This window comes from Tsuneonella sp. HG094, from assembly GCF_053819285.1.
This window is the reverse complement of the sequence record NZ_JBSORA010000001.1, coordinates 1,936,725-1,950,205: the sequence shown is the minus strand read 5'-3', so window position 1 is coordinate 1,950,205 and position 13,481 is coordinate 1,936,725. Positions and strand designations below refer to the sequence as shown.

The window sequence follows — 13,481 nt, the reverse complement described above, 5'->3', positions numbered from 1 at the left end:
CGGGATGACGGCGATGGAACCGGCCTCGAACGACAATTTCGCCAGCGCCAGCCGGAGGCCGCGGCCCGCGACGCTGGCCATCATCGTCCTTGCCCACCTGCTGGCGATCTATGCCCTGGCCAAGGCCTTCGCTCCGAATGCCACCGCGTCGGTCGAAGAAGCTGTGCTTTCCAGCATAACCGTGACGGTCGAGACCAAGCAGTACGAGCCGCCACCCGAACCCAAACCGGAGCCCGATGCAGGCGCGGCTGGCGAGGAAGGGCGCAAGGCGGTTCCCAAGGAGGTGGTAGCCCCCGAACCCAAGGTGGTCGTGAAGCCCGCTCCTCCGGCGCCAAAGGCGAGTTCGACGGGCAGCGCCGATAGCTCCGGCGCGCGCGACAACGGAAGCGGTACCGGGGCGGGCGGAACCGGCACGGGCACAGGCAGTGGCAATGGCGGCAGCGGTCAGGGCGGCGGCATCGCCACCCAGCCGGTCCATATCGCGGGCGGGATTAACAATGCCCGAGATTATCCAATACCGCCGGGCGGACGCGGAGCGCGGGCTGGCACGCAAGTGATCGTCAAGGTGACGGTCGGGTCCGACGGTCGCGCTTCTAATTGCAGCGTCTTCCGACCGAGCCCCGATCCGGAGGCCGACGCCATCACCTGCCGCCTTGTCGTCGAACGCCTGCGCTTTCGTCCGGCAACCGATTCGGCGGGCAATCCGGTTGCCGCGCCGTTCTATTGGCGACAGCGGTGGTTCTGAATCATCTTCGCAGGTGCAACATCATGCTGCACGTGCGAATTAACATTTCGCAGCAAGGCGATAATGCGAGCAAATTCTGCGGCGAACATTGACACCACACCCGGAATATTGTGCGCTGCAGCGGAACCGGATGGACATCCTGCACGTTAGGTGAATGACAGCCACTCCCTTTTGAAAGTTCGCGCCCCATGGATTGCCAGCCCGCGCCGAAAATTGCCGCCGCCGCGCCGCGCCCGGACTCTTCGCCGCTGGTTCCCTTTCCCGTTCCCCGCAAGCAGCGCCGGGTCGCCATCATCGGAAACTACATTCCGCGTAAGTGCGGCATCGCCACCTTTACCGCCGATCTCGTCGAGCAGCTCGGGCATTTCCGGCCGGAAGTCACGACCGACGTGTGGGCGCTCGAGGACTTCGCCAGCCCGCTCGATTATGTCGGCATCGCCGGTACCGTCGATCGCACCGACCCGGCTGATCAGGCGCGCGCGGCGGAGGCGATCAATGCCAGCGGGGCCGAAGCGATCTGGCTCCAGCACGAGTATGGCATCTTCGGTGGACCCGATGGCGAGATGGTATGCGACCTCGTCGACCGGCTGGCCGCTCCGCTTATCCTGACCTGCCACACCGTGCTCACCGAACCGTCGTCGAACCAGCGCCGCATTCTCGACCACCTCGTGCAGCGCAGTTCGCGCATCATGGTGATGTCGCAGCGTAGCCGCGAGCTGCTCATCGCGCAGCACTATGCACCGGCCGAGGTGGTGGAAGTTATTCCGCACGGCGCGCCCGACCGGCCATTCGGCCGACAGGCCGAGTTCAAGGGTCGCATGGGCCTGTCCGGTCGTACCGTCCTGACCACCTTCGGCCTGCTCGGTCCGGGCAAGGGACTGGAGCATGCGATCGAGGCCTTGCCGATGATCCGCGCAAGACATCCCGACGTTCTCTATCGGATTGTCGGTGCGACCCACCCGAACCTCGTCGCGGAGCACGGCGAGAGCTACCGCGAAGGCCTGCAGGCGCGCGCCGAACGCCTTGGAGTGGCGGATGCGGTCGAATGGGATGACCGGTTCGTCGATACCGACGAGCTTCTCGACCAGCTCGAGGCGTGCGATATCTACCTCACGCCTTATCCCGGCTTGCAGCAGTCGACTTCGGGCACGCTGAGCTATGCGGTGGCTTTGGGCAAGGCGGTGGTTTCGACTCCGTATGTCCATGCCCGCGAATTGCTTGCCGATGGAGTTGGATATCTGATCCCCCCCGGCAGCTCTGCGGCCATCGCCGAAGCGGTCAACGGATTGCTCGATCACCCGCGCGAGCTGACTGCGATGCAGCGCCGCGCCTATGCCAAGGGGCGCGAAACGATTTGGCCGCGCTTCGCCGCTGCCTCGGCCTCGCTCATCGAGAAGACCGTTGCCGCTCCTGCCAAGGTTCCTGCCCGGTCGGTCGCACCGAACATCGCCGCCGTGTTCGCGATGAGCGATTCAACGGGCATGTTCCAGCACGCCAAGGGCATCGTGCCCGATCGGCGGCACGGCTACTGCCTCGATGACAACGTGCGCGCGCTGATGCTTTACAACGTCGCGCAGGGCATGTCCGGCGACGAGCGGCTGGCACGCAGCATGACGTGCGCCTCGTTCGTTCACGATGCGTGGAACCCGGACTTGGGCAAGTTCCGCAATTTCATGCGCTACGACCGGACGTGGTGCGAGGACGCGGGGTCGGAGGATTCGAACGGCCGCGCGTTGTGGGCGCTCGGTCGCACGGCGGAAGAATCGCCGAGCCCCGATATTCGCGAATGGGCGATGGAGCAGTACGACATTGCGGCGCCCACACTGTCGAAGCTGGAATCGCCTCGGACGATCGCGTTCACCATGTTGGGTGCCTGCGCGATGGTGCGTGCAAAGCCCGGGCATGACATTTCGCTGACGCTGCTCAACCAAGGGGCCGACCTGCTCGAGCGCTTGCTCGGCGGCGCCCGGCGGCCCGACTGGGCATGGTTCGAAGCCGTGCTGGGCTATGACAATCCCCGGCTGTCGCAGGCCTTGATCGAAGCCGGAGGCGTCCTCGGCCGGGAGGATTACCTCGCCACCGGTCTTGAAACGCTCGACTGGATCGCGGGAATTCAGACGGCCACCAACGGACAGTTCAGGCCGATCGGCTCGGAGAGCTTCGGCCACAAATACGCCGCGCTGCCCTTCGACCAGCAACCGCTCGAGGCGCTTGCGGCAATCGAAGCCTCGGTTGCGGCTTGGCGTGCGACGGGCGATGTGCAGTGGGCACACCATGCTCAGGCAGCCTGGCGCTGGTTCTTCGGTGCAAACGATCGCGGGGTCGCCTTGGCCGACCTCGAATCCGGGCGCTGCCGCGACGGTATCAATCCGCGCGGAGTAAACCGCAACTGCGGTGCTGAATCCATTCTCGCATTTCAGTTGGGCCATTATTCCATGCTAGCGCTCGGCGCGGTTGCGACGGATGATTCGGCAGGGGGAAAGTTTGAGCAGGAAACTCGGTTCGGTCGCCGGTCCCTTGCAAATCCTTGATACCCGGCTGCACGCCGATCCCTCGCGTGTCGTCCTGCGGCCATTTCACCTGGGATGGCAGGCACAGAATGCCGAGAGCAGCCGGGCTATGAAGCTTGTCGAGGATATTGCCGCGCTTCCTGAAACGCGTGTCCGCACTGAATATGGCAAGGTTCTCGCAGATTTCGAGGAACGGCACTGGCAGACCGAGGACATGTTCCGCGACCGATGGAAGGAAGTCGAACGCTCGCTTCCGGTGGGCGATAACGATTTCACCGAAACGCGGCGCAAGCTGATCGGCGCGTATTTCTGTCACGAGTACACTTATTCGGCCGCAGCGCTGATGAATCCGTCGATCGTGCCCCATCCCGACCAATCGGGGTGCGAGGGCGGAGCCTGCCGCTTCGTAATGAGCCTCCGCGCCGTAGGCGAAGGCCACATCAGCTCCATCGCCTTTCGCGAAGGCATCGCCCATGCCGACGGTCGCTTCGACCTCTGGCCGCAGAGCGCGTTCGCGACCGCGGTCGAGCTTGATGACGCGAGCCTGTCGGACGCGGACACGTCGGTCACCGTCCACCGGCACGCCGACAGCAGCCTGTCGAATACCGTGATCTTCCCGATTACCGAGCAGCAGCGCAACGGTCTTGAAGACCTGCGGATGGTCCGTTTCGATCACGGTGACGGCGAGTTCGAATGGATCGGCACCTATACAGCATATTCGGGATCGACGATCCGGTCGGAACTGCTGCGCACGACCGACTTCCGCCGTTTCCTTCTGGAACCGGTCGAGGGGCGTGCGGGCCGCAACAAGGGTATGGCGCTGTTCCCGCGCAAGATTGGCGGGTACTACACGATGGTCGGGCGGCAGGACGGCAAGAACCTGTTCCTCCTCCGCTCGCGCCGGCTCGACCGGTGGGACAGCGAAGGCACCTTCCTCATGGGCCCCGAGTACCCATGGGAATTCATCCAGATCGGCAACTGCGGTAGCCCGATCGAGACCGAGCACGGCTGGCTGCTGTTCACCCACGGGGTCGGCGCGATGCGCAAGTACGCGCTCGGTTGCGCGCTGCTCGACCTGGACGACCCGTCGAAGGTGATCGGGCGCACCAAGGAGCCGGTGCTGACGGCGGAGGACGCCGATCGCTCGGGCTACGTTCCCAACGTCGTGTATACCTGCGGCGCGCTGAAGGTGGGGGAGCGCCTCCTCGTGCCTTACGGCATCTCCGACAGTTCGGTCGGCTTTGCGACAGTGGGCATCGACGACCTGATGAAACTCATGGTGTGAGTGCCGCGTTGAATAATCGAAATGTCTGAACCCACGATAATTCCCGTCATCCTGTGTGGCGGCAGCGGCACCCGCCTCTGGCCGCGTAGCCGCAAGGACAAGCCCAAGCCCTTCCTGCCACTGGTCGGCGACCGCACCCTGTTCGAAGCCACCCTCGACCGCTGCCTGGGCGACGGTTTCGGCGATCCGGTCATCGTCGCAGGGAGCGCGCACACGGCACACATAGCCGAGCAAGCGAACCCAACCGCGACCGTGATCGTCGAGCCTGCGGCCAAGAACACCGCGCCCGCGATCGGGCTGGCGGCGGCGCTGCTTCCGGCGGACGCGGTGATGCTGGTGTGTCCGAGCGACCACCATATCGCGGATTGCGAGGCGTTCGCCGCTGCCGCGCGCGGCGCCGCCCGGTTGGCTGCCGACGACTGGATGGTCGCATTCGGCATCGCGGCCGAGCGGCCGGAGACCGGCTACGGTTACATCCGCGAAGGCGACGCCATCGACGGCGGCAATCGCATCGACCGCTTCGTCGAGAAGCCCGATCGTGCGACCGCCGAGGGATTCCTGGCTGAAGGCGGCTACGCGTGGAACGGCGGTATCTTCGCCTTCCGTGCTGGGGCGTTCATGAACGAACTGGCCGCGCACCGCCCCAACATGGCCGAGGCAGTCCGCAAGGCGGTCGCTGGCGGCCGCTATGAGGGGCAGGAATTCCGTCCGGCCGCCGAACCGTTCGCTTCTATCGCGAGCGAGTCGGTCGATTACGCGGTCATGGAAAACACCGCGCGTGCGGCTGTCGTTCGGGCGGCAATGGGCTGGTCCGATATCGGCAACTGGGAAGCGCTGCGCGATGCCCGAGACGGGGACGCGACGGGCAACCGTGTCAGCGGTTCGGTCGAGCTGATCGATTGCCGCAATGTGCTCGTGGAAACCGACGGGCCGCGGGTCTCGGTGATCGGGCTCGAGGACGTGATCGTCGTGGTCGACGGCGACGAAGTGTTGGTCACCAGCGCAGCCGGCGCGCAGCTTGTAGGTAAGCTTGCAGGGGCGGCAAACCAGTGACGATGAACCGCGCGCTCGAGACGAAGTCGGTCGAGAAGGTGTGGGGCCGCGACACATTGCCGCCTCCGTTCACGGCGCCCGATGGAGAGCGTATCGGCGAAATCTGGTTCGAACCGCCCGAAGAGATGCCCGATCTTCTCGTGAAATACCTCTTCACCAGCGAGAAGCTGTCGGTGCAGGTGCATCCGTCCGACGACGAGGCACCTGCGGGAAGCCGCGGCAAGGAAGAGTGCTGGCTCGTGCTCTCCGCCGATCCCGGCGCGCAACTCGCGGTCGGCTTCAAAAGAGAGGTATCGTCGGATCAGATCCGCGCCGCCGCGCTCGACGGGTCGATCGAGGACCTGCTCGCGTGGCACGACGTGGGACCGGGTGACTTCGTCTACTTGTCGGCGGGGACGGTCCACGCCATCGGCGCCGGGCTGTCGCTGATCGAGGTTCAGCAAAACTCGGACATCACCTACCGGCTCTATGATTACGGTCGCCCGCGCGAGCTCCATCTCGACGAGGGCATCGCGGTTGCCGATGGCGTGCCGCATTCGCCCGCGATGCGGCGCCACCTGCCAGACCGAGGATCGCTGACGCTGGTCGACGGTCCCTATTTCAGGCTCGACCGCATCGAAGGACAGCCCGATGCCGCGACTGTCGAGCGCTACGGCGAACGCCCGGTGTTGGTGATACCACTCGATGCCGCGGCCGGTACAGGGGAATCCTCGATCACGCCGGGCGGATGCGGCCTCGCGGCGACGATTGGCGATGTTCGCTTTCCCGCGGGTGGCCGCGTACTGATCGCCCAGCCCACCTAGGCGGCGGCGGGCGACTGCAGCAGTTCTTCCAGCTCCGAGCGACCGTAAGGTTTCTTGAGCAAGGCAAACGCCCCGCGCGCCTCCAGCCCTCCGGGCAATTCGCCATAACCCGTCGCCAGTGCAAACGGGATGCCGCGGTCCCTGAGCGCCTTAGCCACCGGGTCGGAGGTTTCGGTGCCCAGGTTGTAATCGAGAATCGCCATCTCCGGCGGGTCCTGTTCGAGCGACGCGAGCGCTGCAGCCACGCTGCCTGCCGTCGTCACGGTCGCGACACCGAGCGTACGCAAGCTGTCCTCGGTATCCATTGCGATGATCATACTATCTTCGACCACGAGCACGTGGGCGGGTAGCGAAGAAGTGCCTCCTGCGGAACGGGACGCGCTGTCGTTCTGCGGCGACTTCGTTGCCGTTCCGCCGGTCGCCGGTGCCGCCCGGACATAGCGCTGAGGTATGACGAACTTCGCTTCCACTCCGGACAGCCGGTAATGCACTTCGGCCACGCCCCGCAGCTCGTAGGGAATCGAGCGCTCGATGATGGTCGATCCGAACCCGCGCCGCTCAGGCGCCTTCACCGCCGGGCCGCCGCGTTCCACCCAGTCGATCACGAGATCGCCGTCACGCTCGCGGGTGAACTCGATTCCGATCGATCCGCTGTTGTCGCACAGCGCGCCGTACTTCACCGAATTGGTCATCATCTCGTGCATCACGAGGGCAATGACGGTGTAAGCCTCGGGCGCGATCAGGACGTCGTCGCCCGTGATACAGACCCTCTCGTCCTTGCCCATCAGGTAGGCGCGGGCTTCGTCGGTAATGAGTTCGGTCAGCGATGCGGGCGACCAGTTGCCCTTGGTGATGTGGTCGTGCGCCGTCGCAAGCGCTCCGATCCGCCCGCCGATCAGGTGAGAGAAGCTCGCGATGTCGGTCGCCTCGTGGCGGGTCTGGCTGATGAGACCGCGGATCAGGTTGAGGATGTTGCGGACGCGGTGGTTGAGTTCCGCGATAAGGAGCTCTTGCTGTTCTTGCGCCCGCGCGCGTTCCTGCACGGCGTCGTCCGTCAGGCGGAGGATCACCTCGAGCAGCGTTACGCGCAGCGCCTCGGCTATCTGGCATTCCTCGTGAGTCCATTCGGCGCTCTGCCCACCGACCGACTGCTGCCACGCCTCGAAACTCTTGCGCGGGGTCAACCGGGCACCGTTCGGCCCGTACTCGACCGGTTTTTCGGGATTGCCCGCCCAGGTCACTACCTGCGGCAGTTCGCGACGCCACAGGACGAAATAATCGCGCGGACGGCGGCTGACCGGGATGACCATTGCGCCGACGACCTCGTCCGCGAACGCCTGCGCCGCCGGGATTCGCGAGGGCAATTCCTTGGACGCGAAGACGCGGCTCGTGGAGCCGGAATTAAGCGCTGGAATCAGCGCGCGGAACTGCTCCTCGGTAGGCGCCCGGCCGCGGGTGCGGTAGACGCCGTCGACGTAGGCGCTCGACCCATCGTGCCGGACCACGCTGCCGACGACCGCTGCCAGCGTCGGAAGGCTTTCGGTCAGCGAGACGCCGCCGGCGAGCCGCGCCATCAACCGGTCGTGCAGTTCGCGGCCCTTGAGCGACAGGCGGTTGCCCGCGTCGGTCAGCACCCGGTCGAGTAGCAGCGAGAAGAGCTGGCTGAACAGCTCCGCCACGGTGCGCATCGAATAGGGCAGCACGCGCGGGCCGTAGTGATGGCAGGCGAACAGCCCCCACAGCTTGCCGCGGATGACGATCGAGATCGACAGCGATGCGCCGACACCCATATTGCGCAGGTATTCGATGTGGATCGGCGACACCGCCCGCAGCGTCGACAGCGAGAGATCGAGCGGCTGACCCTCGATGCTGAATCCGGGCATCAGCGGCACTGGATCCGACAGAACATCGCTGATGATGCGGAACGGATTACGCATGTACAGCGCGCGCGCCTGGGCCGGAATGTCGGTCTTGGGATAGCGGAGGCCGAAGAAGCTTTCGAGATGCGGCTCGCGCTCCTCGGCGACCACTTCGCCCGACTGGTCCTCGTGAAAGCGGTAGACCATCACCCGGTCGAACCCGAGCAACCGCTTCATGTGCGCGGCGGCTTCGCTGCACAGCGCGACCGCCTCGTCGCGGGTTTCGAGCTCCGCCATAATCGTGCGCAGGGTACCGACATGGCTGGTAAAACCAATCGCATCGTGCGGCTCGAACTCGATGATCGTCCAGGGGCCGGAGGTGTGCACGGCCACGTCGAACGGCTCGCCGCCCGCGGTCAGGACAAGGCCGAAAATCCGCTCGACCACGTCGTTGCCGCGCATTTGCCCAAGGCTGCGGCGAAATGCGCCGATTGCGTCCGGCGCAAACAGTTCGCCAAGCGGCATGCCCGGGCCGATCGTAGTCCCCGCGCCGAGAATGTCGTCGAAGTTGGCCGAATACTGGGCAACCATCCAGTCCGCGTTGATCGCGACAAGCGCACCGAACGGCTGGATTTGTCCGAGCAGGTGGATGGGTTCGCGATCGCAATTGGTGAGATCGACATCGTAACTCATGCCGCGTGCTCCCATTCGCCTGCCAATACCGCGAAAGAGGCGGCGAATTGGGCGAACACCGCGCGGGCGGCGGCGATGGCGGTAGAGAGGTCGGCGTAATCGTCTGCCGGGCACTCGATGATGGGCCGAAGCTGCACGAAGTATGCGCCCATTCGCTCGTCGGCGAGGAAAGCCGTCGGCATCTCACCAGAGCATTGGCGCAGGGCGCTGAGCATCATGCGGTTGCCCATCGACGATCCCGCGATCGCCCACGCCACCCCGAGTGCGCCTTCAGCGGGAGCCGCGAAAGCGGTGGACGCAGGATTGGTGCGGGCAATTCCCAGTGCGGCAAGGTCGATCGCCAGCAACTCAGACTGTGCGGGCGGGCAAAGTTCGGCAGGTGCGTTCGCAGCGAGCCACCGCTCGATGGGCCGCCGAGCCGAGCGCTGGATCGATAGGAACATTCCGTATTGCCCGCGATCGGTCAGATCGAGGCTGCCCAGCGCGGCGTCAAGACCGGTGTGCAGATCGTTACTTGCGCAGCGCAGGGCCTGGCGGATCGTCAGTTGCTCAGATTGCAAGAAAGTCCGCCCGTCGTTAGGCCGTCTCCGTCGCGCCTGGTCGAACCATGCGGAAGGTGACCGGCCCCTGTTGCCCCCTGATTCAATCGTAACCGACAATGTTCCGGTTGGTTCCCGACCTGCGATTTTCGTCGACCTGGCTTGATCCGGTGGTGTCCACCTCCACCTTGGTGTCCCATGGGATCAGACGAGTCCAGCACCGATCACAACGCCGCGCCGACCAGTCGCCGCAGGCGAGGGCCGTTGGTCCTGCTGGCATTGGCGCTGGCGGGAGCGGCTATGTTCATGGTCGCGGGACCGCGTGTCGGGCCGGACAATCCATCGACCCGCTCGATCTTTCTCTCGCGCGATGAGCAGGCGCAGATCGCGGCCGACCTGGCACAGGTGGGAGAGCGACCCCCGACCGCCGACGAGGTCGAACGCGCGATCGCCGCACGGGTTCGCGAGGAAGTCCTTTATCGCGAAGCGCTTCGTCGCGGACTGGGCAAGGGTTCTTCCATGCCTCGCGCAGCGCTAGTGCGCGCAATGGAAGCAATCCTCGTCCGCGATGCGGCGGCGTTCGGGGTCACTGATGCGACGCTTGAGGAGTGGATGCGTGAACGTCCGGAGCGGTTCGCAGCCGATGTGTTCCTGACGTTCGACCAAATCCCCTTCGCAAGTCGGGGCCGTGCCGAGGTCGGACGAACCCTGATCGGGGGCGGCGCGGACTGGACACGGGTGGGGGACGGCACCAACTTGCCAGCGCAGTTTGACCAAGCGGGCCGTGCCGCGGTGACGGCCGTGTTCGGCGAGGACTTCGGGCGCGCGGTCGAACGCCTCGGACCAGGTCCCGAATGGCAGGGGCCGATCCAGGGCAAGGAAGGTTGGCACCTCGTGCGGCTCGCGAAGCGCGAGACGGCGCCGCTCCCGCCACTCGACAGGGTTCGCGGCGCGGTCGAAACCGACTGGCGCAAGGCCAGTGCCGAGGCCCGCGCGACCGCCGCCTACGAGGCGTTGCGGTCCAACTACACGGTCCATATCGAACGCTAACGGCCACTCGTCGCTTTAACTGCACCGTTATCTTGCCATTCACCCCCTCGCGCCTACATTCCCGAGGGAAAGGACACTGCTTCCGATGAACGACGAAAAGGATCCGCGCGAGCCAGGCCCCGGGGGCAACCCCTGGATCAAGAGCCTCATGGTGTGGGGCGGTATCTTCCTCGCGCTGCTCCTCGTGGTGTCGATGTTCGGCCAGGCGAGCCAGGCGCCGGGCACCTCGATCGGCTATTCGGAATTCCGTGGCCGCGTCGTGGCGGGGAACGTCAAGGATGTGCAGATCGCGCCGAACCAGATCACCGGCACGATGAAGAACGGCGATACCTTCGCCACCACTCCAGTCGCGAACGACAATACCTTGACCAAGTTGCTCGACGACAATGGCGTCGCGTATTCGGGCAAGGAAGCGGAACAGCCGAACGTCTTCCTCTACCTGCTGATCCAGTCGCTGCCGTTCATTCTGATACTCGGCATCGCGTTCTTCGCGTTGCGCCAGGTCCAGAAGGGCGGCGGTGCGGGCGGCGCGATGGGCTTCGGCAAGTCGAAGGCCAAGCTGCTGACGGAAAAGCAGGGCCGCGTAACCTTTGCCGATGTCGCCGGCATCGACGAAGCGCGCGAGGAGCTGGAGGAAATCGTCGAGTTCCTGCGCGACCCCAACCGCTTCGCGAAGCTCGGTGGCCAGATCCCCAAGGGCGCGCTGCTCGTCGGCTCGCCCGGCACCGGCAAGACGCTGCTCGCCCGCGCCATCGCGGGTGAGGCGGGCGTGCCGTTCTTCACCATTTCGGGCTCCGACTTCGTCGAGATGTTCGTCGGCGTCGGCGCGAGCCGCGTGCGCGACATGTTCGAGCAGGCGAAGAAGAACGCGCCGTGCATCGTCTTTATCGACGAAATCGACGCTGTCGGCCGCCATCGCGGCCACGGTCTCGGCAACTCGAACGACGAGCGCGAGCAGACGCTGAACCAGCTCCTCGTCGAGATGGACGGTTTCGAGGCGAACGAGGGCATCATCATCATCGCGGCGACCAACCGTCCCGATGTACTGGACCCTGCGCTGCTGCGGCCGGGCCGGTTCGACCGCCAGGTCGTGGTGCCGATCCCCGATATCGAGGGGCGTGAGAAGATCCTCTCGGTGCATATGAAGAAGGTCCCACTGGCACCCGACGTCAATCCGCGCACGATCGCGCGCGGCACGCCGGGCTTCTCGGGCGCCGATCTCGCCAACCTCGTCAACGAGGCGGCGCTGCTCGCGGCGCGCCGAAACAAGCGCCTGGTAGCGATGCAGGAGTTCGAGGACGCCAAGGACAAGGTCATGATGGGCAGCGAGCGCCGCTCGATGGTCATGACCGACGACGAGAAGAAGATGACCGCCTATCACGAAGCCGGTCACGCGCTCGTCAGCATGAACGAGGACGCTTCGGACCCGATCCACAAGGCGACGATCATTCCGCGCGGCCGGGCGCTGGGCATGGTGATGCGCCTGCCGGAACGCGACAACTACTCGTACCACCGCGACAAGATGCATGCCGATCTCGCGGTCAGCATGGGCGGTCGGGTGGCCGAAGAGATCATCTTCGGTCACGACAAGGTGTCGAGCGGCGCATCGAGCGACATCCAGTACGCCACCCGCCTCGCGCGCAACATGGTCACCAAGTGGGGCATGAGCGACAAGCTGGGCCCGCTCCAGTACGAGGAAAGCCAGGAAGGCTATCTCGGCATGGGCCAGACTGCGCGGACAATGGGTTCGAGCGAGACCAACAAGCTGATCGATTCGGAAATCAAGGGCCTCGTGGAAGGTGCGCACACCCGCGCGACCGAGATCCTCAAGACGCAGGAGGACAAGCTCCACCTGCTGGCGCAAGCCCTTCTGGAATACGAGACGCTGACCGGCGACGAAATCCGCGACTTGCTCGACAACGGCAAGATCGACCGACCCGACGCGCCAAGCAAGCCTCTGGCCAAGCCGGTCAAGGGTTCGGCGATCCCGAAGGCCGGACGCCGGTTCGGCGGGGAAGCCCCGGCCGCTTCGTAAGCCCGGGCTAGCGCCGGATACCCAACTGGCCCGCCGCTGCCTCCAATTGGGCGCGGCGGGCCGGGTTGGCCGCTACCGCGTCGGCAAGGGCCTTTCCAGCGGCAGCGTCCTGGCCCAGCGTCTTGCGGCTGCGCATCAGCATGATCCACCCACCGACGTTTGCAGGATCTGCGTTGAGCTTGCCTTCCAGGCTGGCAACCATCCCCTCAGCCATCGCGCGCTGCTGGCCCGGCGGGATGCTGCCCGCGGCGGCAAGTTGTTCTTGTGTCGGTCCCGGAATGGCATCGAAGGCGGGGTGAGAGGGAGCTGGAGCGGGGCGCGACTTGCCTATGGTGGCAAGCCGGTCGGCGACGGCAATCTCGTTGATCTTGCCCACCTGCTCGATCGTCCGCACGAGATCGGCTTCCCACGGTGCCCCGGCGGGGGTGTCGGCGAGCAGGGCCAGCCAGTCCTCGATTGCGCCGCGGTGATCGCCGCCGATGTCCTTGTCGACCGCCTGGAAGTAGCGCGCGCGGGCATCCTTCGGGTCGAGCGCAACGGCCTTGGCAAAGGCCTCGCGCGCGCTTGCCGGCATCGGATCGCGCTCGCTCGCCATGACGAGCGCCTCTCCCAAGCTCGACCATAACGCGGCATTGTTTGGCGCGGCTTGCGTCGCCCGGCCATAGGCGGTTGCCGCGTCGGCAAAGCGACCGGCGTCGAAATAGGCGAGGCCGAGGCGTTGCCATGCGCCCGCATCCTGGGGATTTGCGCGCGCATCCTGCTCAAGGGTGGCGAGGGGATCGACCAGAGCCGCGGAGGTTTCCTGCGAATCGCGTGAATCGAGCAGGCGATACCCGATCGCACCTGCGGCCAGCACCAGCGCGCCCGCTGCAATCACACCACCCTTGCCGATCGACGCCATTCCTTCAC

10 protein-coding genes are annotated in these 13,481 nt (G+C 65.5%); 7 read left to right on the top strand and 3 right to left on the bottom strand.

The features are described from left to right. Positions 1-4: 4 nt before the first annotated feature. The 5 genes from ACWPMX_RS09775 to ACWPMX_RS09755 all read left to right on the top strand — a co-directional run bounded on the left by ACWPMX_RS09775 (position 5) and on the right by ACWPMX_RS09755 (position 6,396). Positions 5-745, top strand: a complete 741-nt coding sequence (locus ACWPMX_RS09775; protein WP_455699832.1) for a TonB family protein — start codon at positions 5-7, stop codon at positions 743-745. A 188-nt stretch (positions 746-933) separates the two neighbouring features. Then, positions 934-3,276 (top strand): glycosyltransferase, encoded by a 2,343-nt coding sequence (locus ACWPMX_RS09770; RefSeq protein ID WP_455699831.1) that lies wholly within the window; start codon positions 934-936, stop codon positions 3,274-3,276. 88 nt (positions 3,277-3,364) lie between these two features. Next, positions 3,365-4,540 (top strand): glycoside hydrolase family 130 protein, encoded by a 1,176-nt coding sequence (locus ACWPMX_RS09765; RefSeq protein ID WP_455699830.1) that lies wholly within the window; start codon positions 3,365-3,367, stop codon positions 4,538-4,540. 21 nt (positions 4,541-4,561) lie between these two features. Beyond that, positions 4,562-5,593: a mannose-1-phosphate guanylyltransferase gene (locus tag ACWPMX_RS09760; RefSeq protein ID WP_455699829.1), complete on the top strand. Its 1,032-nt coding sequence runs from the start codon at positions 4,562-4,564 to the stop codon at positions 5,591-5,593. Positions 5,594-5,595: 2 nt separating this feature from the next. Next, positions 5,596-6,396, top strand: coding sequence for a class I mannose-6-phosphate isomerase (locus ACWPMX_RS09755; protein ID WP_455699828.1), 801 nt, complete (start codon positions 5,596-5,598; stop codon positions 6,394-6,396). Here ACWPMX_RS09755 and ACWPMX_RS09750 read toward each other — a convergent pair. Together ACWPMX_RS09750 and ACWPMX_RS09745 are read right to left on the bottom strand one after the other, a co-directional pair. Then, positions 6,393-8,948 (bottom strand): HWE histidine kinase domain-containing protein, encoded by a 2,556-nt coding sequence (locus ACWPMX_RS09750; RefSeq protein ID WP_455699827.1) that lies wholly within the window; start codon positions 8,946-8,948, stop codon positions 6,393-6,395. The two genes, ACWPMX_RS09755 and ACWPMX_RS09750, sit on opposite strands and share 4 nt — an antisense overlap. Then, complete coding sequence (locus ACWPMX_RS09745) at positions 8,945-9,508, bottom strand: hypothetical protein (protein ID WP_455699826.1); 564 nt, start codon at positions 9,506-9,508, stop codon at positions 8,945-8,947. Before ACWPMX_RS09745 ends, ACWPMX_RS09750 begins: the two co-directional genes overlap by 4 nt. Positions 9,509-9,685: 177 nt before the next feature. On the opposite strand from ACWPMX_RS09745, the gene ACWPMX_RS09740 reads away from it, so the two are divergent. Together ACWPMX_RS09740 and ftsH are read left to right on the top strand one after the other, a co-directional pair. After that, the gene (locus ACWPMX_RS09740; protein ID WP_455699825.1) at positions 9,686-10,537 is read left to right on the top strand and encodes a peptidylprolyl isomerase; all 852 of its coding nucleotides are present in this window, start codon (positions 9,686-9,688) and stop codon (positions 10,535-10,537) included. 85 nt (positions 10,538-10,622) lie between these two features. Beyond that, positions 10,623-12,572 carry an ATP-dependent zinc metalloprotease FtsH gene (gene ftsH / locus ACWPMX_RS09735; RefSeq protein ID WP_455699824.1) on the top strand — a complete coding sequence of 650 codons (1,950 nt, stop codon included), beginning with the start codon at positions 10,623-10,625 and terminating at the stop codon, positions 12,570-12,572. Between the two features lie 7 nt (positions 12,573-12,579). On the opposite strand, the gene ACWPMX_RS09730 is transcribed toward ftsH, so the two are convergent. Next, a complete protein-coding gene (locus ACWPMX_RS09730) occupies positions 12,580-13,473 on the bottom strand; it encodes a tetratricopeptide repeat protein (protein ID WP_455699823.1) in 894 nt (297 codons plus the stop codon). Positions 13,474-13,481: the final 8 nt, after the last annotated feature.